This is a genomic window from Nocardia sp. NBC_00403, assembly GCF_036046055.1.
Lineage (GTDB): Bacteria > Actinomycetota > Actinomycetes > Mycobacteriales > Mycobacteriaceae > Nocardia.
Window position 1 is genome coordinate 3,541,622 of sequence record NZ_CP107939.1, and the last position, 22,137, is coordinate 3,563,758.

General features: G+C 66.1%; 24 protein-coding genes and 1 other RNA gene. 12 read left to right on the forward strand and 13 right to left on the reverse strand.

Annotation, left to right across the window (positions count from 1 at the left end; all coding sequences use genetic code 11):
* Positions 1-284: 284 nt before the first annotated feature.
* Positions 285-983, forward strand: coding sequence for a trypsin-like serine protease (locus tag OHQ90_RS15525; protein ID WP_328411165.1), 699 nt, complete (start codon positions 285-287; stop codon positions 981-983).
* On the opposite strand, the gene OHQ90_RS15530 is transcribed toward OHQ90_RS15525, so the two are convergent.
* The gene (locus OHQ90_RS15530; RefSeq protein WP_328412856.1) at positions 897-1,802 is read right to left on the reverse strand and encodes a helix-turn-helix domain-containing protein; all 906 of its coding nucleotides are present in this window, start codon (positions 1,800-1,802) and stop codon (positions 897-899) included. The two genes, OHQ90_RS15525 and OHQ90_RS15530, sit on opposite strands and share 87 nt — an antisense overlap.
* 159 nt (positions 1,803-1,961) lie before the next feature.
* On the opposite strand from OHQ90_RS15530, the gene OHQ90_RS15535 reads away from it, so the two are divergent.
* Positions 1,962-2,390, forward strand: a complete 429-nt coding sequence (locus OHQ90_RS15535) for a hypothetical protein (protein ID WP_328411167.1) — start codon at positions 1,962-1,964, stop codon at positions 2,388-2,390.
* 56 nt (positions 2,391-2,446) lie between these two features.
* Here OHQ90_RS15535 and OHQ90_RS15540 read toward each other — a convergent pair whose 3' ends face one another.
* The gene (locus OHQ90_RS15540; RefSeq protein ID WP_328411169.1) at positions 2,447-3,307 is read right to left on the reverse strand and encodes a helix-turn-helix transcriptional regulator; all 861 of its coding nucleotides are present in this window, start codon (positions 3,305-3,307) and stop codon (positions 2,447-2,449) included.
* A gap of 129 nt (positions 3,308-3,436) precedes the next feature.
* Here OHQ90_RS15540 and OHQ90_RS15545 point away from each other — a divergent pair, with 129 nt between their 5' ends.
* A complete protein-coding gene (locus OHQ90_RS15545) occupies positions 3,437-4,213 on the forward strand; it encodes an NAD(P)H-dependent oxidoreductase (RefSeq protein WP_328411171.1) in 777 nt (258 codons plus the stop codon).
* Between the two features lie 135 nt (positions 4,214-4,348).
* On the opposite strand, the gene OHQ90_RS15550 is transcribed toward OHQ90_RS15545, so the two are convergent.
* Complete coding sequence (locus OHQ90_RS15550) at positions 4,349-4,945, reverse strand: NUDIX hydrolase (protein WP_328411173.1); 597 nt, start codon at positions 4,943-4,945, stop codon at positions 4,349-4,351.
* Between the two features lie 367 nt (positions 4,946-5,312).
* Here OHQ90_RS15550 and OHQ90_RS15555 point away from each other — a divergent pair, with 367 nt between their 5' ends.
* Complete coding sequence (locus OHQ90_RS15555; protein ID WP_328411175.1) at positions 5,313-5,804, forward strand: threonyl-tRNA synthetase editing domain-containing protein; 492 nt, start codon at positions 5,313-5,315, stop codon at positions 5,802-5,804.
* 489 nt (positions 5,805-6,293) lie between these two features.
* On the opposite strand, the gene OHQ90_RS15560 is transcribed toward OHQ90_RS15555, so the two are convergent.
* Together OHQ90_RS15560 and OHQ90_RS15565 are read right to left on the reverse strand one after the other, a co-directional pair.
* Positions 6,294-6,587, reverse strand: coding sequence for a hypothetical protein (locus tag OHQ90_RS15560; RefSeq protein ID WP_328411177.1), 294 nt, complete (start codon positions 6,585-6,587; stop codon positions 6,294-6,296).
* Positions 6,578-6,880 (reverse strand): hypothetical protein, encoded by a 303-nt coding sequence (locus tag OHQ90_RS15565; protein WP_328411179.1) that lies wholly within the window; start codon positions 6,878-6,880, stop codon positions 6,578-6,580. Before OHQ90_RS15565 ends, OHQ90_RS15560 begins: the two co-directional genes overlap by 10 nt.
* A gap of 488 nt (positions 6,881-7,368) precedes the next feature.
* On the opposite strand from OHQ90_RS15565, the gene OHQ90_RS15570 reads away from it, so the two are divergent.
* A complete protein-coding gene (locus OHQ90_RS15570) occupies positions 7,369-8,508 on the forward strand; it encodes a helix-turn-helix domain-containing protein (protein ID WP_328411181.1) in 1,140 nt (379 codons plus the stop codon).
* Positions 8,509-8,639: 131 nt separating this feature from the next.
* On the opposite strand, the gene OHQ90_RS15575 is transcribed toward OHQ90_RS15570, so the two are convergent.
* Positions 8,640-9,158 carry a TrmH family RNA methyltransferase gene (locus tag OHQ90_RS15575; protein ID WP_328411183.1) on the reverse strand — a complete coding sequence of 173 codons (519 nt, stop codon included), beginning with the start codon at positions 9,156-9,158 and terminating at the stop codon, positions 8,640-8,642.
* A gap of 174 nt (positions 9,159-9,332) precedes the next feature.
* Positions 9,333-10,220, reverse strand: a complete 888-nt coding sequence (locus OHQ90_RS15580; RefSeq protein WP_328411185.1) for an alpha/beta hydrolase — start codon at positions 10,218-10,220, stop codon at positions 9,333-9,335.
* A gap of 76 nt (positions 10,221-10,296) precedes the next feature.
* Here OHQ90_RS15580 and rnpB point away from each other — a divergent pair.
* Together rnpB and OHQ90_RS15590 are read left to right on the forward strand one after the other, a co-directional pair.
* Positions 10,297-10,705, forward strand: an RNA gene (rnpB, locus tag OHQ90_RS15585) — RNase P RNA component class A.
* A gap of 147 nt (positions 10,706-10,852) precedes the next feature.
* Positions 10,853-11,602: a slipin family protein gene (locus tag OHQ90_RS15590; protein ID WP_442941470.1), complete on the forward strand. Its 750-nt coding sequence runs from the start codon at positions 10,853-10,855 to the stop codon at positions 11,600-11,602.
* A gap of 189 nt (positions 11,603-11,791) precedes the next feature.
* Here the strand turns inward: OHQ90_RS15590 and OHQ90_RS15595 are convergent, their stop codons facing one another.
* A complete protein-coding gene (locus OHQ90_RS15595) occupies positions 11,792-12,175 on the reverse strand; it encodes a hypothetical protein (RefSeq protein ID WP_328411189.1) in 384 nt (127 codons plus the stop codon).
* A gap of 291 nt (positions 12,176-12,466) precedes the next feature.
* Between OHQ90_RS15595 and OHQ90_RS15600 the strand changes: the two genes are divergently transcribed.
* Together OHQ90_RS15600 and OHQ90_RS15605 are read left to right on the forward strand one after the other, a co-directional pair.
* A complete protein-coding gene (locus OHQ90_RS15600) occupies positions 12,467-12,934 on the forward strand; it encodes a hypothetical protein (protein WP_328411192.1) in 468 nt (155 codons plus the stop codon).
* Positions 12,935-12,948: 14 nt separating this feature from the next.
* The gene (locus tag OHQ90_RS15605) at positions 12,949-14,541 is read left to right on the forward strand and encodes an RNB domain-containing ribonuclease (protein ID WP_328411194.1); all 1,593 of its coding nucleotides are present in this window, start codon (positions 12,949-12,951) and stop codon (positions 14,539-14,541) included.
* Positions 14,542-14,633: 92 nt separating this feature from the next.
* Here OHQ90_RS15605 and OHQ90_RS15610 read toward each other — a convergent pair whose 3' ends face one another.
* Genes OHQ90_RS15610 through OHQ90_RS15620 form a run of 3 tightly spaced genes read right to left on the reverse strand, consistent with a single transcriptional unit; the run spans position 14,634 to position 16,782 of the window.
* A complete protein-coding gene (locus tag OHQ90_RS15610; RefSeq protein ID WP_328411196.1) occupies positions 14,634-15,587 on the reverse strand; it encodes a CHAD domain-containing protein in 954 nt (317 codons plus the stop codon).
* A gap of 2 nt (positions 15,588-15,589) precedes the next feature.
* Complete coding sequence (gene pip, locus OHQ90_RS15615; RefSeq protein ID WP_328411198.1) at positions 15,590-16,552, reverse strand: prolyl aminopeptidase; 963 nt, start codon at positions 16,550-16,552, stop codon at positions 15,590-15,592.
* Positions 16,552-16,782 (reverse strand): hypothetical protein, encoded by a 231-nt coding sequence (locus OHQ90_RS15620; RefSeq protein WP_328411200.1) that lies wholly within the window; start codon positions 16,780-16,782, stop codon positions 16,552-16,554. The genes pip and OHQ90_RS15620 overlap by 1 nt, the downstream gene beginning before the upstream one ends.
* On the opposite strand from OHQ90_RS15620, the gene OHQ90_RS15625 reads away from it, so the two are divergent.
* Positions 16,781-17,116 (forward strand): hypothetical protein, encoded by a 336-nt coding sequence (locus OHQ90_RS15625; RefSeq protein ID WP_328411202.1) that lies wholly within the window; start codon positions 16,781-16,783, stop codon positions 17,114-17,116. The genes OHQ90_RS15620 and OHQ90_RS15625 overlap by 2 nt on opposite strands.
* Here OHQ90_RS15625 and OHQ90_RS15630 read toward each other — a convergent pair.
* Together OHQ90_RS15630 and panB are read right to left on the reverse strand one after the other, a co-directional pair.
* Complete coding sequence (locus OHQ90_RS15630; protein WP_328411203.1) at positions 17,113-17,973, reverse strand: phosphotransferase; 861 nt, start codon at positions 17,971-17,973, stop codon at positions 17,113-17,115. The two genes, OHQ90_RS15625 and OHQ90_RS15630, sit on opposite strands and share 4 nt — an antisense overlap.
* A 13-nt stretch (positions 17,974-17,986) precedes the next feature.
* Positions 17,987-18,844, reverse strand: a complete 858-nt coding sequence (panB, locus tag OHQ90_RS15635) for a 3-methyl-2-oxobutanoate hydroxymethyltransferase (RefSeq protein ID WP_328412858.1) — start codon at positions 18,842-18,844, stop codon at positions 17,987-17,989.
* Between the two features lie 193 nt (positions 18,845-19,037).
* Here panB and OHQ90_RS15640 point away from each other — a divergent pair, with 193 nt between their 5' ends.
* On the forward strand, positions 19,038-20,564 hold the full coding sequence (locus OHQ90_RS15640) for an alpha/beta hydrolase (protein WP_442941471.1): 1,527 nt from the start codon (positions 19,038-19,040) through the stop codon (positions 20,562-20,564).
* Positions 20,565-20,710: 146 nt separating this feature from the next.
* Positions 20,711-22,048: a type I glutamate--ammonia ligase gene (glnA, locus tag OHQ90_RS15645; protein ID WP_328411205.1), complete on the forward strand. Its 1,338-nt coding sequence runs from the start codon at positions 20,711-20,713 to the stop codon at positions 22,046-22,048.
* Positions 22,049-22,137 lie beyond the last annotated feature (89 nt).

The window sequence follows — 22,137 nt, forward strand, 5'->3', positions numbered from 1 at the left end:
TCTCTCTCATGAAAAGTTCGGTAGGGGACGACATTTCGATCCGACTAGGGTTCACTGTGGCAGGGCCGCCGCGGCCCGACGATGTGGTGCGGCGTACACCCTGCTGCGGATCGGGTCCGGCCCCGTGATGTTGAGGTAGCTAGAGGACAAACTGGTCATCGGTGCTCGCCCTGCCAGCGATGGCCGCAGAACTGTCGGGGCGGTACTCCAGCACGTGCAGGGTGGGCTGTCGTGTGGCCGATTCCGATGTCGGCCTGTGGGTTTCGAGAAGGAGAGTACTGAGCGTGAAGTTCAAGTGGATGGCGGCCGTTGCGGTTGTCGTCGCGGGCGTCGGTCTCGTCGGTGCGGGCACCGCGCAGGCAGCCGGAAACGCGGTGCTCGGCGGCGGCTCCGGCCTGGTGTTCGACAACAATTCGGCGTGCTCGCTGACCTCCATCGGTTATGACAGCGCGAATCGGTTGGTCGGCCTGACCGCCGGTCACTGCGCTTCGGCAGGCGCGCGCCTGGCCGCCGAGAAGACGCTGGATGCCGGTGTGATCGGCGTAGTGGCCTACTCGGACAATGGTGAGGGGCTGGACTTCGCGGTCTTGCAATTCGATCCGGCCTTGGTCACCCCGGTGCGCACTGTTGGGCCGACCACTATTGCCGGGCTCGGTGCGGCGCCCGGACCAGGCGCCACCGTCTGCACCAGCGGGCGCACCAGCGGATCCGACTGTGGTGTGGTGTGGGGCGGGCTGGAAGGCTCCACCATCAATCAATCCTGCTCGAAGCCTGGCGATTCCGGTGGTCCGGTGACCGTCGGCGATCGACTGGTCGGCATGAACCAGGGCCGACTGACCGGCCTCGGCGGCATCGGCTTCAACGTGCCGTGCGTCGGCGCGGGCAACCCCTTGCACTCACCGGCTTTCTTCGCGCCGATCGATCAGATTCTGGAGGCCGTGAACGCCACCGGTGGCGTGGGGGCCGGATTCCGGCCGTTCTGAACCGGATTCGGAGGGCGACGTCGCCGCTGCGAGCCCACGCAGGGCCGCGGCGGTGAATTCGTCGAGGGGATAGAACAATTCGATAGCGAGCTCCGAGAGCGTGACATCGGCGGGTGCGCCGAAGGTGGCCATGGTGCTGAACATGCGCATCTCGCCGAACGGCGTCCGGATGCGCAGTGGCACCTCGAACGGACTCGGTTGCACCACATCATCGTTCGGTTCACTCGGTGGGTCCGGCAGCCACGGGTAGGCGGCGACCTCGTCGTAGAGCGCGCGCAACTGTGGGTCGCCGCTCGCACTCGCCTGCCGGGCCAGCCGATCCAGGAACAGCTCGCGGACCTGGGTCAGGTTGGCCAGCCGCGCCGACAGCCCGTCCGGATGCAGGACCAGGCGATAGACATTGGGCTGCGGTAGTAGCAACTCTTCCGGAATGCCGTGCATCATGACGCCCATGGCCGCGTTGCCGGTGACCACATTCCACAGCCGATCCACCACCACCGCCGGGTACGGCTCGTGCGCGGCGAGCATCGTGTCCAGCGCCGAGCGCACCGAGGCGAGCCCGGCGTCGTCGAGGCTGCTCTCCCGGTAGGCGGGTGCGTAGTCGGCGGCGAGCAACAGGATGTTGCGTTCCCGCAGCGGCACATCCAGGGCTTCGCACAACCGCAGCACCATCGCCCGGCTCGGCTTGGACCTGCCGGTCTCCACATAGGACAGATGCCGGGACGAGGTGTCGGCTGCCAGCGCCAGATCGAGCTGGCTGAGTCTGCGCCGCTGTCGCCAGTCCCGCAACAGGCCACCGACCCGCGAAGGGGTCTCCATCAGATTTTCTGCCGTCCGCGTGCCAACCACGTGACCAGCCTAATCACCGGCGTATCGGCGTAGCCATGACCTCCGAGGTTATTGAGACCTTCACCTCGGGGCCGCATGGTGGTTCCAGGAGCCGACCGGCTCGCAGGGAAACGATCACAGGAGATAGACATGAGCACGCCAAGCCTCGCCGTCCCGCCCGCCCTTTCCGGAACACGGGCAGGCGCCGACTATCTGCGCTCCGCACTGCGGGTGGACGGCTGGAGTACAGGTGGGTTCGGGGTGGTCATGCTCGCCGGAGCAGTCGCGTTGCGTGATCCGCTCGGGCTGCCGACGACGTGGTCGATCCCATTCGGCATCGCGATGCTCGGTGGCGCGCTCGCGCTGCTGTTGATCGCGGGCTATCCGGATATTTCGCCGCGACAGGCCACCGCTGTCGTGACCGTCAACGCGCTGTCCGCGGTGGGCATGGTGGCGCTGACGTTCTCGGGTCTGATCGACCTGACCAGGCTCGGTGTCGCGTTCATGCTGATCGGAGCAACCGTTGTGGCGGTGTTCGCCTGCCTCGAGTACACCGGCCTGCGCCGGGTGGGCCGATGAGGGGAGCCGGATACGCCACGTCCGAAATCCGGGCGGTGGGATCGAGCCCGATCGGCTCAGGGCCGCGACTGCGGTGCGCCGATGTCGTCGACGCCCAGGTTGGCGAGCAATCGAAGATTGTCCTCATCGATGCTGTCCGATTCGGGAGCCAATGTGATCAGCTCCTGGCCGGAACCGTCCGGCAGCATGAAGCGCTCCTGATGCAACGTGATCACACCGATCATCGGATGCCGAAAGCGTTGCGATCCGTGACCGCGGACGCTGACATCGGCGGCGGCCCACAGTTCGCTGAACCGGCGGCTGCCGATGGACAGCTCACCGATGAGCGCGGCCAGCTCCGGGTCATCGGGAAACTCACCGGCAGCGTGGCGCAGGTGGGCCACTGTGGCGGCGGTGCACGACGATCGATCGGCGTACAGGTCGAAGCGGTCGGCGTCGAGAAAGATCATCCTGGCCAGATTGCGGTCGTCGACCGGCACCTGGTCCAGATCCCAGTACAGCAGACCGGCCAGCCGGTTGTACGCCAGCACGTCGATGCGGTGGTTGAGGATCATCGCTGGATATTCCGACATCGTGTCGAGGATTTGCCGCAGTCGCGGCCGAATCGTGGCCGGATAGCTGGTCGGCCGCGGCCGACGGTTGCGCTGTTTGGCGAGGTTGTGCAGGTGCGCGCGGGCCACGTCGTCGAGTTGCAGCGCCCGCGACAGTGCATCCAACACCTGCTCCGACGGTTGTGTCGCTCGGCCCTGCTCGAGCCGGGTGTAGTAGTCGACGCTCACGCCGGCCAGCTGCGCCAGCTCCTCGCGTCGCAAACCGGCCACCCGCCGGCGGCCACCGATGGTGACGCCGACCGATTCCGGCGGCACGTTCGCTCGACGCAACTGTAGGAACGTGCCGAGGTCGCCGAGATCATCCATGCATCCCAGTATGCGCATGGGCCGCTCGGGCCGGTCGTGACGATGGTGGTCCTGCCAGTCCCAGGAACCCCCGTCCGGTGGACAAGCAGTCTCTGGTCGATGCCTGATATCGGGCGCAGGATCGCTGGCATGAACGTACTGATCGTCTACGCACACCCTGACCCGAACTCGTTGACCGGCTCCCTGAAGGACCTCGCCGTCAACGTCCTGCGCGCGGACGGCCACGAAGTCGTGGTCACCGACCTGTACACCATGAAATGGCAGGCAGCGGCCGACTACACCGACTTCGACGACATCACCGGTCCGGATTTCATGCATGCCTCCGGCGAGGCCTACCGATCCGGTCGGCTTAGTGAGGACATCCGCGTCGAACAACAAAAGTTGCTCGACGCCGACCTGGTCATCCTGCAGTTCCCGCTGTGGTGGTTCACCATGCCCGCGATCCTCAAGGGGTGGATCGACCGAGTGTTCACCTACGACTTCGCGTACGGCGCGAGGGTGGCGCGTTATGGTGCGGGTCCGTTCGCCGGTAAACGTGCCATGGTCGCCACCACCGCGGGCGGCAGGATTGGGCACTACACCGAGCGGGGAGTCAATGGTCCCATCGACGACCTGCTGTTCCCGATCAACCACGGCGTGCTGTCCTTCACCGGGTTCGATGTGCTGCCGCCGTTCGTCGAGCACAGTGCCGTCCACCTGGACGACGAGCGCTACACCGAGATCGCCGAACATTACCGGCAACGACTCGCGACCGCCTTCACCGCCGAACCGATCCCGTACCGCCCGGAGTCCGGCGGCGACTACACCGGCCTGACATACCAGGACGGTTCGGAGCTGGTACCGGGTCGAGAATCTCCCGGCACCGGCGGATTCGCTCTGCACATCGCTGGCCAGGACCGGCGATGACGATCGTGGTCCACTCCTCGAAATAAGCAAGTGCCCGGCGCCGAAGCCCGTCTCTTGATCGCCGCGCCGCCGGTCCGTGGTTATCACGACCACTGTGGACTGCTCGGAGTGACCCTCGGCAGTACGCCACAGCGATCACGGCACGTCACCCGCACGTCGCTGAGTTGGCGAAGCGTGCAGTGCTGATTCGAGTTTCGCGAGGAATCGCGGGAAGTGCGGGTCGGGGTCGGGGATGGCGAAGGTGTCGATGTCCCACCAGCGGCCCTCGCTGAATTCTCTGGGATCCAGGGCATACTCGCGGGAGCGGTCGCCTCGGATGAGATACCAGAGGCTGACGTCCTGGTGTCCGCTGTGGGTTCCGACGGTGGTGGTCATGGTGAGGAACAGCGGTTCGGTTCCGGTGACCGTGAATTCGGCGGGGATGCCCAGTTCTTCGGCGGCCTCGCGGCCCGCGGCGTCGAGCGGGTGTTCGCCCGGGGCGATGTGGCCGCCGGTCGGCAACCACAGGTCCGCGAGGAGGTGGCGTCCGAGGAAGACGGCGTGGCCCTCCGGGTCTACCAGGACGACATAGGAGACCAGATGACGCGGGGGCGTATCGGGTTTGACCCGACGGAATACGTCATCGGTCGATTCGAGCCAGGCCAGCGTCTCGGCGATATGCTGCCGCTCGAGCGCGTCGAATGGTGTGATCGCACGTACGATCTCGGCGATGACGGCGGTCGCGGGGTTCATGGCAGGAAACTGTAGTGCGGGGCACCGACACTGTCGGCCGGTCCATCGGTCACGAATACAGCTGGGCCTTCTCGCTGGAATCTTGCTGGTCCGTTGATTGCACTGCGCCGCTCGAACGCGGAACTCGGCCGAGTTCAGGATCGTGCCTTCTCGGCAATCCCCGACAAGGCCGGGGCCGGTGGGGATTCGGCCGCTGATGTCCGGTCCGCGCTCACCGAACCGCTGTCGCCGCGACCGTCCCAAGAGTCGATGTCCCCTAGTTTGGGAACGGGCCGGGTGAACCTCCAGTTACGCTCCGTGCAGCGGCCGTCGGACCAGATCACTGGGCGCCGTACGCCGCCACGATCGAACGACGTCGGAGTCGAGCATGAGGATCTACAGCAGCCGTTGCCACACTTTCGAGTACACCGTGACAACGCCGAGCCCGGCCGCCATCGATCTCGAACCCGCCGCGCTCGGCGTAACGAACACGTTCTCCGACTGCTTGCTTCTCATGGTCGGCGTCGAGCGCGGCGATCTGTCGTTCTCGAAGGTGGCGACGAAAAACGTTTGGCGCATTGCGGCCAAGACCCATGCGACGTGCATCGTCATCAACGGGTTCGCACATCTGGCAAGTCCGGGGGAGCGATCCGATGTACCGACAGCGCTCAGTGTGCTGTCGAACCTTGCCGAACGTCTGCAACAACGCGGCGTGCAAGTGCACCTCATGCCGTTCGGCTGGAACAAGCGATGGCAGGCCGACGTGCTGGACGGGGAATGGGAGCAGCGGGTGGTCCATTTGCCGACCGCCAGCGCGAACCATGACGGCCAGCATTCCGCCGCGCCGGAAACAACCCTTCGGATCGACGCGAGGATTTGAGGACCGGCGACCACGCGACGCGCTGCCCGACCTCCCCTGCACCGCTCTGCCGACCACTTCTGCGCCTTTCTCACCATGGCCGCGACACTGACCTGCTACCGGAAACATCCACTGAGACAGGCTGTTAGATCGGACAAGGCGGTGAGCACCTACCGGCATCCGTGGGCACAGACGCCACCCAGGGTTGTCCGAACCACGGACACCGTCCGATCAACGTCTGGATTCATTGGGGGAATCATGCGAAACCGTTCACATCTCTACTCATTTGCCTGCTCGCCTTCGGCGCTCTGGTGAGCGGCCACACCGCGTACGCCAGTACAAGCCGACCATTGGTCGCCGAGGCCCGAAAGCCCCTTTGCGACAATGACTTCCTCTTCTCCAAGCCGACGATCGTGCGACCAGAGATCCACGGCGACGGATGGGCACATAAGCAGATCAGTCCGTGTCAAATCACGTTGTTCCAGTGGATAATTCGAATGGGCGGAGCCCTTACCCGATGAGCCCTGTTCGCGGTTCCTCGGTATCTACAACGCTGGTCGGCTCGACCCTGATCGAATTCTCTCGAAGGTCGAACTCGTCCCACTCAGCGTCTGTGTTCGAGACCCACCAGTCGTCTAGCCTGCACGTCTCGCCGTCCGACGGACGCCGATATATGGGGGCTGTGTTGTCGGGAGCTAGTTCGAGCTTCGCGGCGGTCTCCTGATGGAAGACTGCGAGCTGGTTCTGTATCCACGGCTCGAGTTTGCCGCGCCGACGCTTCTCACCCTCGGACATCACGACCACGACCCCAACGGGTTTGGCAGGTCAGTCATGCACAGCAAGGCAGCCCAGAAGTCCGAACGCAGCGCGTTCCAGAGATCGCCGTGCCCGGGGAATGCGTCTCGGGCCTCCCACAGGTTCGGCGGGCCGTCGAGTATCACCAGTCCTGGCGTAGCGGCGGGCAGTTCCACCCCACTGGGCCATCGGTAGGCGGGTGACGCGTCCTCGCGGTTCTGGATGTTGATCACCTGGCAGTCGCGACGCATGAGTCGCCACGTTGCGACCTTCCTGCCGTCCGGTGATTCGGTGGTACGCATCCGGTCACGGTTCATCACGCCATCTCGCTGTTCGTGCGCCCGATGCTGGAGGTTGGTTCTTCACCCCAGCACCGGGACGATTCTGAGGGCGCGGTCTGATCGGCCCACTCCTGGACAGCAACGGCAAAGCGCTCGGTCACTTCCATTGGCAGTGGTCGCCATCCTCGTACTTCATGCTGTTCAGGGCCGACGAACGGGCTTCGGTGCGGCAGTTCTCTCGCAGTCATGGTCTGTCCCCTAATTGCTGCGGATGTTGGGGCACCGACGTCAGGGACTACGACGGCAGTCGGTTCAATCTGGCGCCGGGTACCGACTACAACCGTGTCGCAGAGTGACACTTGCGTTGAAGTGGCAACGACAGTGGCATAACGTCCTGCTCCGATTTCGCCAGCAGAGGCGACGGCCGGGTAGTGGCATCAGGGGTGGCATCCGTGCCACGCGAGGGTGTATCGCTTTCGTCCTGGCTACGGGCGGGGAATGATCGAAGTATGAGCAGCGGGACCGGCGACCTGATCCGCCAACTTCGCTTGGCCAAGGGATGGTCGCAGGGAAGACTGGCCGATGAACTGTGCAAGGCATCTGGTGCCAACATCAGCCGTGAGTACATTTCCCGGCGTTGGGAGTCCAACGCCACCGAGCCCTCTGCGTTTTGGCTGCGTCATCTTGCGGCGGTACTGGATTTCCCCCCTGAGCTGTTGGAGGCGAATGTGAACCGTCGCGAATTCCTCAGTCACCTAGCCGCCACGTCCGTAGCGCCCGTGGTGGCGTCCGACCTCTTGGCGCAAGGGTTCTCGGCTCGGTTGAACCCGGCGCGGCCGGGTGTCGAGGAGTGGGAAGACCGACTTGTCACGTACGGCCGGGACTACATGAGTGCGGGAGGTGCTGAGATACAACGACGTTTGGCGGCGGACATGATCGTGCTTCAACAGCAATTGGACTCGCCCCGGATGTGGTCCATCGCTGCACGTCTGATGACGTTGTACGCCAAGACCTTTCCCGGCAGCGACGGGCGCAAGGCGATCAACTGGTATTCGATGGCCGCGGCAGCGGCCGACAGATCGGAAGACACGGATATCCGGGTATGGGTCCGTGGACGTGCGGCGATCGCATTGGGCTACGAGGGTGCAGCACTGCCGGTGGCGCACGGGTTCGCCGATCAGGCGTTGGCTATCAGTGATCGCCCTGGCTTGGGCCGATTGAACGCGCTCTGGGGCAAGGCTCATGCCGCTGCACTCCAGGGTGACACGCCGACGGCACATGGGCTGATCGACACGGGCCGTAGGGAATTCGACCGCTCAGGGTCCGACGATCAGGCGAGCGACTACGCGGTCCCTTGGTGGCGGGTGAACGTCTTTCTTTCCCTGCTGGCTGCCCGCCTCGGCGAGGAACGGGTCGCGGTGGCGGCCCAGGAAGCGGCGAGGGTGGATCTGCCGGAGTCGCTGCCTCGGTTCCGCACGCACCTGGACATGCATCAAGGGCTGATGCTGGTTCGCGACGGCGACCGCACTGAGGGTGTGAAGCTGGCACGGGCCGCACTGGATGCGCTACCGCCAGAGAAGCATTCGCTCACGCTCCGAATGCTCATGGACGAGATCGCTGACTCCGCAACGGCCTCCGCACGCGGGTAGGGAGTGCGTCTCGGTCACACCTCGGTGGCAATACTCACTGTTGGAGCGGGATGTAAAACTCGACAATCGAGTAGGCGGACGGCACCGCCGCGGCGGTGTTCGGGTGCCGCGCCCGTACTGTCTGATTGTCATCAGCACAGTCCGGCCAACTTGTAGAGCACCAGTGACCCCGCGACCGCCACGTTGAGGCTGTGGCCGGTGCCGACCATCGGAATTTCGACGGCGACATCGAGGAGTTCGAGTCCCTCAGGCGGTATGCCGCTGCTTTCGTGACCGAGCACGATAATGGTGCGCTTGCGGGCGGCGGGGAGGTCGGCCAGGCGGATGGACTCGTCGGTGAGCTCGACCCCGACGATCGCGGAACCTTCGGTGCGTTGGCGATCCAGCCACCGTTCCACGCGACCGTCGATCCAGTGCACACACTGTCTGTGGCGCAAAGTGTTTCCCTGGGCGAGCGCGTCCGGTATCCACGGTCGCCGCGGCACCGCCAGGCACGCGCCGACCGCATCGCAAGTGCGCAGCAGAGTGCCGAGGTTGACGCCGTGCATCGGCCACAGCGGCGCGATGAGTAGGTGGTTCCAGCAGCCGTGCGCCCGCCGCCTGCGTTGGCGACGGAGTTCGGGGCGGGTACGGACCCGCGCGGCGGTCAACGAAGGACGGGAAGGTCCTTCCCCGGGAGCGCGGGGGAGACAACGAGATTCATCGTGAGGATGCTTCGCGGCGCATCCGGGCCATCGTTGGTGGTGGCCGACGAACCGGCCGAACCGTACCGCTCGAGCATACCGACGTCGAGACCACCGGCAAAGCCCCGACGCCGGGCTCGGTCACGGACGCAGCACCGAGACCAGGAATTCCGTCTGGTCGTAGACCGCCAGCTCGAAGTGGTCGTCGAAGTAGACGTCGAAATGCCCTATCGGATAGCGCTTCACGACGGCGTGCTTGGTGCGTTCCGCGGCCCGCAGCGTCGGTTTGATCGGGGCGATCGAGTCGTTGTCGGCGACGATGTACATGACCGGCATCTTCAGCGACTTGGCTCGGCGGCCGGGGGAGTCGAACAGCGTCGACAGTGCGACCCGGGCCGCGACTTTCGGTTCGTAGCTTTCACTTTCGTCGGCGAGCCTGCCGAAACCCTCCGGCACATCCGGCGCACTCATCAGTGCGGCGGCGCGCTTGCGGCCCGCGAGTCGGATGCGCACCGGCTTGCGGCGCAGCGATCCGACGAGCAGGTCGGTGGCGGCGATGGTGGCTACCTTGGTCAGGCTGGTCGGGCCCTTCGCCAAGGCCGAGGCCAGGCCGCTGGTGAAGGGGACCTGCGCCACGACGGCCGCGATGTAGTCGTCGTCGGGTGCCACCGACAGCACATGGCCGCCGCCGAAAGAGGTGCCCCACAGGGCAATTCGGGTCGCATCGATACCACGCAGCGTGCGCGCGTAGGCAACGGCCGCCCGCCAGTCTTCGCGCTGGCGGGCGATGTGTAGTAGCTGGCGTGGTGAACCCTGGCTGGCGCCGAAATGCCGGTAGTCGAACACCAGCACGGCCATTCCCGCGGCGGCGAACCGGCGCGCGTACCTGTCCAATCCCATTTCTCGATTGGCCCCCAGACCGTGCCCCATGACCACCAGCGGGCGGGGCTTGGGGACGCCGTCGGGTGGATACAGCCAGGCGGCGCAATGCTCGCTACCCGAAGGAAAACTGACCTCGACACGTTCCATGGCACCCCACCGTACTGTTCTGCTCCGACCAGCTGCGAGGTCAGGCCCGGGAACAACGTACCCTGGACGCTGCGGACGAGTTGGCCGGGCGACCGCGGCGATGGGAACGGGCACAGCTGTGCCGCCGCCCGTCGCCGAGGAAAGTCCGGACTCCACAGAGCAGGGCGGTTGCTAACGGCAACCCGGGGTGACCCGCGGGACAGTGCCACAGAAAACAGACCGCCGATGCGCGAGCGTCGGTGAGGGTGAAACGGTGCGGTAAGAGCGCACCAGCGCCCCGGGTGACCGGGGCGGCTCGGTAAACCCCGCCCGGAGCAAGGTCGAAGGTCGCATCGCGTGCGGTGCGGCTGCGCAGGTGTTCGAGGGCTGCTCGCCCGAGCCTGCGGGTGGACCGCTCGAGGCACCCGGCAACGGTGTGTCCAGATGGATGGTCGTCACCCGGTGTGAACCGGGGACAGGATCCGGCTTACAGGCCAACTCGTCCGCCCGCACGGTGCCATGATGGAAGTGAACCGCGAGACCGGGTTCCGGCGCGGCAGACGATTCGCCTTGGCGGTGCAGTTATGGACATTCTTACCCTTATCGGCAGCATTTTCGGTATAGGAGCGGTCGTCGGCGGTGTCCTGACCGCCATGAGTGCGCGGATCGTCACCCAGTACGAGAAGGGGCTGGTTTTCCGGTTCGGTCGGGTTGCGGGGACGCGGGATCCCGGGCTGCGCATGTTGATTCCGTTCATCGATCGGATGCGCAAGGTCTCCATCCAGATCATCACCATGCCGGTGCCCGCGCAGGACGGCATCACGCGCGACAACGTGACGGTGCGGGTGGACGCGGTGGTGTATTTCCGGGTGATCGACCCCGTCGCCGCCGTCATCGAGGTGCAGAACTATCTGTTCGCGGTCGGCCAGGTAGCCCAGACCTCGCTGCGCTCGATTATCGGCAAGAGCGAACTCGACGATCTGCTGTCGAATCGGGAGCAGCTGAACAAGGGGCTCGAGCTCATGATCGACAGCCCGGCACTGGCGTGGGGCGTGCACATCGACCGGGTGGAAATCAAGGATGTGGCGCTGCCGGATGCACTGAAGCGCTCGATGTCGCGGCAGGCGGAGGCGGAGCGGGAACGCCGGGCCAGGGTCATCTCGGCGGAGGGAGAGTTGCAGGCCGCGCAGATGCTGGCCCAGGCGGGCGCCCAGATGTCGGAACATCCCGCGGCATTGCAACTGCGGCTGCTGGAAACTGTTGTCCAGGTCGCGGCCGAGAAGAACTCGACGCTGGTGCTGCCGTTCCCGGTGGAGCTGCTGCGCTTTCTCGAGCGCAGTAGCCCACCGGCGCAACGTCAGGACGACACACCCGCGGCGGGCCAGGACGGAACTCACACGTAACACCGGAGGCGTATACCGATACAGGTACCGCGCGCCTCGGTGGTGTGCGGCACGATCCCTCTATCGGTAGCACAACGTAAAGGACCGGACCGATGTCCGTGCTTATCCCTTTGATCGCCATCATCGTCATGATCACGGTGGGCTACGTATTGAAGTACCTGCCGAATTATCTGCCCTGGAACAAATAGTTCAGCAGAGCAGTTTGGCCATCTGATAGATGGCCTGCGCCTCTTCCTTGCTCGCCTCGACCGATCCGGTCTTGGTGTGCTTGATGATGTTCTGCACAACGGCGTCCTCCGACTTGCCGTCCTTGACGTCTTTGCAGGTTTCGACGAGGACGTCGCGAATCTTGTTGTTGTCTTTGCCGTCGGCGAGTTTGGGGAAGGCGGTGCGGAAGCTCACCACAAAGGTGCCCGCTTTGATGTTGTCGGGGGCGTCGCCGGCCGCGGCGGACGATCCGGCGCTCGCCGTGGTCGAAGAGGTGGCGCTGCCTGCTGTGTCGTCGTTGCAGCCTGCGAGAAGCAGGGTGAAGAGGGTGGCGCTGGCCGCGATAGCGGCGGAGGTTCTATGCACGGAGCGGGATGCTAGCGGCACTTGACGAACGTCGCCTCCCATGTGGTTAACGGGAGGCGACGAAGCCGTGCGGGAGGCGGTGAGGTCAGGCCGGCGAGATTGTGAAGACCTGAGCCCAGTACGCGGCCTGTTCCGGGCCGAGCAGTGGCATCAGGTAGTCGAAAAGCAGCGATGACATGAGTGCGTAACTCCCAATTGTCGACGTACGGATACTTCGAAATGTGCGGGAATATCGAACCCCCGCTACGCCCGGCAACCCTAGCAGTCGGCCGCGGTGGGCGGCGGCTCGGCGTGTCCGGCATGGCGATTCGTCCGGAACTGGCTAATAACGTGAGCGACGTCATAGAGTGGTCGCCGTTGGCAAGGCCCGTTGCCGGGCAGCAGCGGGCCGTTCATTCTTCGATCGCGGAAGCAGGTCTCAACTCTATGCGGGTAGTTCGTTCACTGGTCGCCGGCGCTTTGATCGCCGGGGCTGCATCGGTTTTCGCAGTGTTTGGCGCCGGGACCGCTAGTGCGGTCGCGGTGACCCCGTTGGCGGGCGGGGTCCAGGTGGACCTCAGCCCCGCCGACACGGCCTGGGTGCACCAGAGCCACATCGGGAAGGCGATCGCCGGCCTGCCGCATCCGTCGGCGGCGTCGTTCGGCCAGGCGCTCGACGCGGCGGCCGGAGTGTCGTCGAGTGTTCCCAACGGTCGGGTGACTTTCACCATGTACGGCCCGTTGAATGAATTGAACGGCACCATGCTGGCGCTGCAGTAGCGCCCACCGACAGCGTGGAACTTCACCAACGGATCGTGTCGGCGCCGGTTGATTTCGGCGCCATCCGTTCCGAATTCGGATTGGCCTCGGCGTATCCCGCCGAGGCCGCCACGGAAGCCCGCGACGCGATCGACGCGTTCGCGGGCAACCGCATCGATCGCACCGATATCCCCTTCGTGACGATCGACCCGCCGGGTGCGATGGATCTCGACCAGGCACTGCACCTGGACCGCACCGATTCCGGCTTCACACTGCACTACGCCATCGCCGATGTCGGCGCTGTGATCGTGCCGGGTGGTGCGCTCGACACCGAGGCCGTCGCTCGGGGCCAGACCTTCTATCTGCCGGACAGCACCGTGCCGCTGCATCCGCCGGTGCTCTCCGAGAATGCCGCGAGCCTGCTGCCCGAGCAGACCAGGCCCGCCGCGCTGTGGACCATCGAACTGGACGAGAACGCTGAACCGCAGCGGTGCTCGGTGGTGCGCGCGCTCATTCGGTCCCGAGCCAGGCTCGACTACGCGAGTGTGCAAGCCGACGCCGACGCAGGTCGCCTGCACCCCTCGATCGCGGCCCTGCCGGAATTCGGCACGCGGCGCATCGAGGCGGGGCTCGCCCGCGGCGCGATCGGGCTGCGCTTGCCCGCACAGAGCGTGATCAGCGACGACAAGGCCGACGGGCATTGGCGACTGGTGCTGGAGCCGCGCACCGCCGCTGACGACTGGAACGAGCAGGTGTCGCTGCTGACCGGGATGTGCGCGGCCATGATCATGCTCGACAGGACGACTCCGTCGGGTGAACGCATCGCACTGCTGCGCACTATGCCGCCGCCGCCCGACTCGGCGATCACCTCGATACGCAGGACCGCCGCGGCCTTGGGGATCGCCTGGCCTGCCCAGGAGCCGGTCGGGCGCATGCTGGCCGGACTCGACCCGAACACGCCCGCTGCCCTTGTGCTCATGTCGGAGGCCACCGGGCTGCTCCGCGGGGCCGCGTACACCGTGCTGGACGGGGTCGTCGCAGACGGATCCGCCAGGTCTGCCGCAGCACCTTCGAACGGCGTGCCGCCGAGCCCAGCACAAGGGGAGGTCGAGCCCGCTGCGGGGCCGAGTGCCGAGCAGTCGAACAGCAGGCGGTCCAACTCCGGGGCGAACACCAGGCAGTCGGCCGACCAGCCGAATAACCTGCAGCACAGCGCGATCGGCGCACCGTACGCGCATGTGACCGCGCCGCTGCGTCGACTCGCCGACCGGTTCGCCACCGAGATCTGCCTTGCCCTGTGTGCGGGAACCGAAGTACCGCAATGGGTTCGAGACGGCCTGTCACCCACCGCCGAGTCGATGCGGCGCAGCGACGCCCTCGCGAACAAGGTGGAACGTGCGTGCATCGACCTGACCGAGGCGACCCTGCTCGCCGAGCGCAGCGGTGCGGAGTTCGACGCGGTGGTGATCCGTGAAGCCAACGGCAGCCGTCCCGCCGAGGTGTTCATCGCCGACCCGCCGGTCGCGGGACCCTGTGTCGGCTCACCACGGGAAGGTGCGGCCGTGCGCGTTCGGTTGGTTTCCGCGGACCCGGCCACTCGCAAGATCAGCTTCGCATTCCCGGTCTGAACCGGAACCGCGAAGTACGCCGAACGACTCCGAGCATCGAGCGGGCGCGGTCGATCCGGGCCAGGTGTGCGGGGAACCCGACAGGTCCGGTGTCAGCCGCCCGAGACGAACGCGGCGGCGATCGGGTAGCGGGCGAGGGCCATGCCTGCCTCGATTTCCTCTGCGTCGGCCAGGATTTCGTAGAGCGCGGCGACCCGACCTCGAACGGGGGATTCGGCGGCGCGGGCGAGGATGGCTTCGCGGGACTCGACGGCATCGCGGTGGTCACCGAGGACGGTTTGCAGACGTTTCGCACTGCTGCCCAGATCGGCTGCGGCAGCGCCGAGCGTCTCCGCGGCGCCTTCGCACGAATACCGTAAGCGCTTGGCGCTCTTGCGGATATCATGCAGCAGCTCAACTCGTTCGGCGGGCGGTACGGCAGGTTCGGCGAATACCAGCCGGCGCAGTCGTTTGCGGTCCCGCCGCAGGACCCGCTCGAAGGCGTTGGCCGCGGGCCGGGCGGCCTCGGTGGGGTCGAGCGGGGGATCGGTACGCCAGGCGGACAATTCATCGCGCAGTTTGCGATACCGGTGGCCGTCGAGCTCCGCGAGGATCTCGGCATGTGCGCGCGCATATTTCGCTTGCTCTGCGCCGACCAACTCGGTGGTGACGGCAACGATGTCGGCGTCGGTGGGTTCGGCACTGTCGGGCTGCCCTGCTGTCGTCGCCGACGATTCGGCAGCGGCACCTGAATCGCTTGCGGCCGTGCCGGATTCGGGCCCGGCGTGCTCGGCCAACAGAGCGGTGAACCGCTCGGCACGCACCTCGGCATCCCGTGCGACACCCAGCAACCCGGCCAGCCACTTGAGTTCGTCACCCATCGCAGCGGCGGGCGCCTGCTCGAACAGGCTGCGATAGGAACGCAGCACGCTGCGCAGTCGTCGCGTCGCGACCCGCATCTGGTGCACCGAATCGTGAGTGTCCGCACGGACTTCCGGTTCAGCGGCCAGCAGCCGGTCCACGTCGTCGCTGAGTGCCGCGACGAGGGCGTTTCCGGCGCTGACCATCTTCAGCTCACTTTCGCGAATCCGTCGGTTGCCTCGACGAGATGATGGGTGATGCCCGGCTCATTGGCGGCGTGTCCGGCATCGTCCACGATGTGCAGCTGCGAGCCGGGCCAGGCGCGGTGCAGATCCCAGGCGCTGACGGCAGGGCAGACGATGTCGTGGCGGCCCTGCACGATGACGGCCGGGATGTGCGCGATCTTGTCGAGATCGCGCAACAGCTGGCCCTCCTCGAGGAACCCACCGTGCATGAAGTAGTGGTTCTCGATCCGGGCGAAGGCCAGCGCGAAGCGCGCTTCGGCCGTTTCGGCAACCCGATCTGGTTGGGGCAGTAGCGAACTCGTCGCGCCCTCCCAGGTCGACCAGGCGACTGCCGCGGCAAGGGCGACCTGCTCGTCGGGGGAGTGCAGCAGTCGGTGATAGACCTCGACGAGGTCGTTGCCGCGTTCGGCCTCCGGCACCGGAGCGAGGAACTTCTCCCACTCGTCCGGGTAGACGTAGCCCGCGGAGCCGTTGTAGTACCAGTCGATTTCCTTGCGGCGCAGCAGGAAGATCCCGCGCAGCACCAGCTCGGTCACCCTTTCCGGGTGCTGTTGGGCATAGGCCAGCGCCAATGTCGAACCCCACGAGCCGCCGAACACCTGCCAGCGCTCGATGCCGAGATGGGTTCGCAGCGCTTCGATGTCGGCGATCAGATGCGGCGTGGTGTTGGTCTCCAGGCTCGCGCCATCGGCGATATGCGGCGTGGAGCGGCCGCAGCCGCGCTGGTCCAACAGCACGATGCGATAGGCGGCCGGATCGAAGAACTGACGGTGGTGCGGGGCAGTGCCGCCACCGGGGCCGCCGTGCAGGAACACCGCCGGTTTGCCGTTCGGGTTACCGCTGACCTCCCAATACACCGACTGCCCTGCTCCGACGTCGAGCATGCCGGTCTCGTACGGCTCGATCGGCGGGTACAGGGTTCGCATCAGAAGGCGAGTCCGGAAGCGAGGTCGGACAGCCCCAGCGCTTCGATCGTCTGCTGGCGCACGTCGGGGCAGGCCTTGATGGTGGTCCGGTCGATGATGGCTTTGTCGGCGAGCACCTGGCTGTTGATGCCGCCGTTGCGCAGCGCCCATTCGTGCACCAGCGCGTTGAGGCCGATGCGGCCGAGCGTCCCACCCTGGATTCGGAAGTTCGACAGCTCCGGACGGAGCATGTCGCACAGCTGGGTCGCCGACGCGTCGGAGACCGGCGGAGTGGTCGGCTTCGGAGCGGCCGTGCCATTGGGCGCGCTGGTCGCGGATCCGGTGGTCGATGCCGAGCTGCCGGTCGGAGCCGGGTCGGTACTCGTTCCGCAGGCGGTCAGCGCGGCAGCGGCGAAAACTCCGGCCACCAGGAGTGTGCTGCGTGAAATCCAATGGGGCTGCGGCATCGGTACCTCTGCTCGTGTCGACATTGTCCGCATCGAGTCTGCCATTGTTTGCGCTGTCGGGCCCGTGCGAATCGATCGGACTGCGGCGGCACGCCGGATCGGACCGGATTCGGGCTAACGAAAACCGGCCTGCAGTCCGTCCAGCAGTTGCTGCACCACCCTGGCGAATCGCGGTCGAGAGATGTCGATGGTGCGCCACGGGTTGAGCGACACCAGGGGGGCGAGTCGTTCGGCCAGGATGATTTCCGCATCGGAGATCGGGCTGTCGCGGTGCCAACACTCGAAGTATTGCTTGCGGTGCGGGCCGTTCAGCATCCGCTCGGACAGGAAGGGGTGGGTGATCACCGCATCGCCCCAATCGAAGAGCATCCCGCTTCCCGGGGTAGCCCCGGCGAACACATTGCCGGGGTGCAGGTCGTTGTGCTCGATGCTGAGCCTGCCGAATTCTTCGAGCGCTGCGGCCGATTCCTCGACCGCGGCGCCGAGCCCTGGCACCCGTGGCTCGTAGTGCCGGTAGATCGTGATCAGTTGCGTAGGCGGCAGATACGGCGTTCCTGTGTCCCGGAGGTCCTCGATGTGCGTCGTGAGCGACTGCTGCAGATCCACGTAGCGTTCGATGAGGCCGGTCCATTCGGCCTCGCTGTCGGTGGCGATGTCGCCGCCGTGGCTACTGAGCAGCCATCCGTGATCGGGTTGCACGGCAAGGGGTTCGAGCACACCGCCGGGACGAAGCGCCGCCAGTCGTTGCAGCAGCGGACCCTCGTGTGCGAAGGCGCGCGCGTTGGCCTTCAGCCACATCGGACCCGCGTCGGTCGGGATACTGGCGATCAACGACCACGCGCGTCGCCGTGTCTGCGTGGGTGGACCGGTGATTTCCACGTTGCGTGCGTCGAGTATTTCGGCGGCCCACTCCAGCACCGGTTCCAGCGGTTGGCCGAGCAGCGCCACCGGGGCGTGTACTGCTCGGCCGTTCATCGTTGGTCCCCTATCAGAAGCTGTGCTCGGGGCCGGGGAAGGTACCGCGACGCACCTCGTCGGCGTAAGCGGCTGCGGCAGTGCGCAGTTCGTCACCGATATTGCCGAAGCGCTTGACGAACTTTGCGGTCTTGCCACTGGTGTAGCCGGCCATGTCCTGCCACACCAGCACTTGTGCGTCGCACTCGGCGCCCGCGCCGATGCCGACGGTCGGAATGGTCAGCTTCCGGGTGACCTGACCGGCGAGTTCGGCCGGAACCATCTCCATCACCACGGCGAACGCGCCGGCCTCCTGGACCGCGATGGCGTCGGCGACCAGCTGCTCGGCGGCGTCGCCACGCCCTTGCACCCGGAAGCCGCCGAGGGTGTTGACGCTCTGCGGCGTGAAGCCGATGTGCGCCATCACCGGAATGCCCGCCGAGGTGATCAGTGCGATCTGTTCGGCCACTCGCTCGCCGCCCTCCAGCTTCACTGCGTGCGCCTGACCCTCCTTCATGAACCGGGTCGCGGTGGCCAGCGCCTGCTGCGGCGAGGACTCGTAGGTGCCGAATGGTAGATCGGCGACGACGAGTGCGTGCGGTGCGCCGCGGACGACACCACGCACCAGCGGGATCAGCTCGTCGACGGTGATCGGCACGGTGGTGTCGTAGCCGTACACCACGTTCGCGGCGGAGTCGCCGACCAACAGCACCGGAATACCGGCCTCTTCGAACAAACGCGCCGAGGAATAGTCGTAGGCGGTGAGCATCGACCAGCGCTCACCCTCGGCCTTCATCTGCTGCAGGTGATGCACCCGCGTCTTGCGTTTCGCCGCCTTGGTTGCGGTCGGTGCTGCGCCGTACGCGGGGGTTTCCGAATCGGACACGGACATCATCGTCCCTTTCGTCGTGTCTCCTCGAGGCCCATGCGGGTCCCCGGGTTTGTCTGACGAGTCCAGTCTGCACCGACGCAACGATCGTATTAAGGCCTGTGACCGGTGCGATTGGTCACACCACCGACGCGGCGGTTTCCAGTGCGCCGCACAGGCGCGGCGGCGGCCCTGCCAGGATTTCACTATGGCGTGGATGCGGAGTTGGCGTGGTGTGCTCGTTGGAGCGGTGCTGGCGATGGTGGCGGCAGGATGCACCGTCGAGAAGGACGAGCCGAAGGCGCCATTACCCGCGCCGCCCGCCGGGTTGGAGAAGTTCTATTCGCAGGTGCCGCAGTGGGGTGGTTGCGAGGGCTTCGGCGACCCCGAGGACAACCTCGCACCGAAGACGCAGTGCACACGCATCACAGTGCCGATCGATTACGAGAAGCCGGACGGCCCGACCGCCCAGATAGCGCTGTCACGGCTGGAGGCGAGCGGCAAACGCATCGGTTCGCTGTTGCTGAACCCGGGTGGCCCGGGGGTGTCGGGCCTGTCGATGGCGAGCATCGCGGGCAAGACGCCGCTCGCCGAGCGCTTCGATCGGGTCGGCTTCGACCCACGCGGGGTCGGTTCCTCGTTGCCTGCCGTCGCCTGCCTGACCCCGCAGGAGTCCGATTCCGAGCGCGCCGAGCGGCCGACGGACAACACCCCGGAAGGCATCGCCGACTCGGAGGACGAGAACCGCCAATACGCGGGCCACTGCGTCGACCGCACCGGGGCGGAGCTACTCGCTCACCTCGGCACCCGCGAGGTGGTGCAAGACATGGATGTGATCCGCGCCGTGCTCGGCGACCACAAGCTCACCTATCTCGGCTACTCCTACGGCACCAAGCTCGGTTCGGCCTATGCCGAGAAGTTCCCCGCCAACGTGCGGGCGCTGGTGCTCGACGGCGCGGTCGACTCCGCGGCAGACCCCGTGCAGGAGTCGTTGCGGCAGGCTGCCGGCTTCCAGAAGGCATTCGACGGCTACAGCGCCGACTGTGCCAAGGAGCCGGACTGCCCGCTCGGCACCGACCCGGCGCAGTCCGTCGCACGGTTCCGGGCCCTGGTGAACCCGTTGCGCGACAAGCCCGCCGCGACCACCGACCCGCGTGGGCTCAGCTACAGCGATGCGATCACCGGCGTGCAGCAGGCGCTCTACACCGATGAATTCTGGCGTGTGCTCACCCTCGGCCTTTCGGAATTGCGCGACGGCCGCGGCGACACGTTGCTCCAGCTCGCCGACATCTACGACGGCCGCCGCGACGACGGCACCTACAACAACACCCAGGACGCGTTCAACGCGATCCGCTGTGTCGATGATCCGCGCATCGCCGATCCCGCGATCACGGGCAAGCAGGACACCGAGTACCGCAAGGCGGCACCGTTCCTCGACGACGGCCGCGGCACCGGGGCCGCGCCGCTCGAGGTGTGCAACGCCTGGCCGGTGCCGAACACGAGTGAACCGCACAAGATCTCGGTGACCGGGCTGCCGAAAACGGTCGTGGTGTCGACGACGGAGGATCCGGCGACGCCCTACCAGGCCGGTGTCGACCTCGCCGCGCAGCTGGGCTCAGCACTGATCACCTTCCGCGGCACCAGGCACACCGCGGCCCTTGTCGCAGGCGACGCCTGCCTCGATGATGCGGTCATCGCCTACCTCACCGAGCTGACCGTTCCGGAGCAAGGACTCACCTGCTGACCTCGTGCCGGCGGGTGGATCCGGCGCGCCACCGGGCGCTCACAGGTGCTGCGAACCGATAGTGCGATCTGTTCCAACTCACCGAATTGCAATCCCTCAGCGTGTATGTAACACGGATTTAACGCCAGGTGCTTACGCTCGCGTTCATGGATCGCCAGAAGGAATTCGTGCTGCGGACGCTCGAAGAGCGGGATATCCGCTTCGTACGTCTCTGGTTCACCGACGTGCTGGGTTATCTGAAGTCGGTCGCCATCGCGCCGGCCGAGCTGGAAGGCGCCTTCGAGGAGGGCATCGGCTTCGACGGCTCTGCCATCGAAGGCTTCGCGCGGGTCTCGGAAGCGGACATGGTCGCCCGCCCGGATCCGTCCACCTTCCAGGTCCTACCGTGGTCCACCAGCAAGGGCCACCAGCATTCGGCGCGCATGTTCTGCGACATCACCATGCCGGACGGTTCGCCGTCCTGGGCCGACCCGCGCCACGTACTGCGCCGTCAGCTCAACAAGGCCGGTGACGTCGGCTTCAGCTGCTATGTGCACCCGGAGATCGAGTTCTTCCTGCTGGAGAACGGACCGCAGGGCGCAGAGCCCCGCCCCGCCGACACCGGCGGCTTCTTCGACCAGGCCGTGCACGATTCGGCGCCGAACTTCCGCAGGCACGCGATCGATGCGCTCGAGTCGATGGGCATCTCGGTCGAGTTCAGCCACCACGAGGGCGCGCCGGGTCAGCAGGAGATCGACCTGCGTTACGCCGACGCGCTGTCCATGGCCGACAACGTGATGACCTTCCGCTACCTGATCAAGGAAGTGGCCATCGACGAGGGCGTGCGCGCGACGTTCATGCCCAAGCCGTTCGCTCAGTACCCGGGCTCGGCGATGCACACGCACATGAGCCTGTTCGAGGGCGAGGCGAACGCCTTCCACGATCCCGACGACCCGATCAACCTGTCGGAGACCGCGCGGGCGTTCATCGCGGGCATCCTCGAGCACGCACCGGAGATCAGCGCGATCACCAACCAATGGGTGAACTCCTACAAGCGGCTCATCCACGGCGGCGAGGCGCCGACCGCCGCCTCGTGGGGCCGGTCCAACCGCTCGGCGCTGGTGCGCGTCCCGATGTATACCCCGAACAAGTCCTCCTCGCGTCGCGTCGAGATCCGCAGCCCAGATTCGGCATGCAACCCGTACCTGACCTTCGCGGTGCTGCTCGCCGCCGGTCTGCGGGGTATCGAGAAGGGCTACACGCTGCCTCCGGAGGCCGAGGACGACGTCTGGTCACTCACCGCCGCCGAGCGGCGCGCGATGGGTTTCCGTGAACTGCCCGGCACCCTGGACGAGGCACTGCGGGCGATGGAGCGCTCCGAATTGGTCGCCGAGACGCTCGGCGAGCACGTGTTCGACTTCTTCCTGCGCAACAAGCGCAGGGAATGGGCGGACTACCGCAGCCAGGTGACGCCGTTCGAGCTGAAGGAATACCTCGGTTTGTGACCCCGTGTCGCGAATAGGCCGATAACGGCTACGTTTGCATGTCGTTCCACCCTCCCGTGTGGAAAGACATGGGCGGCGAACTAAGTTGG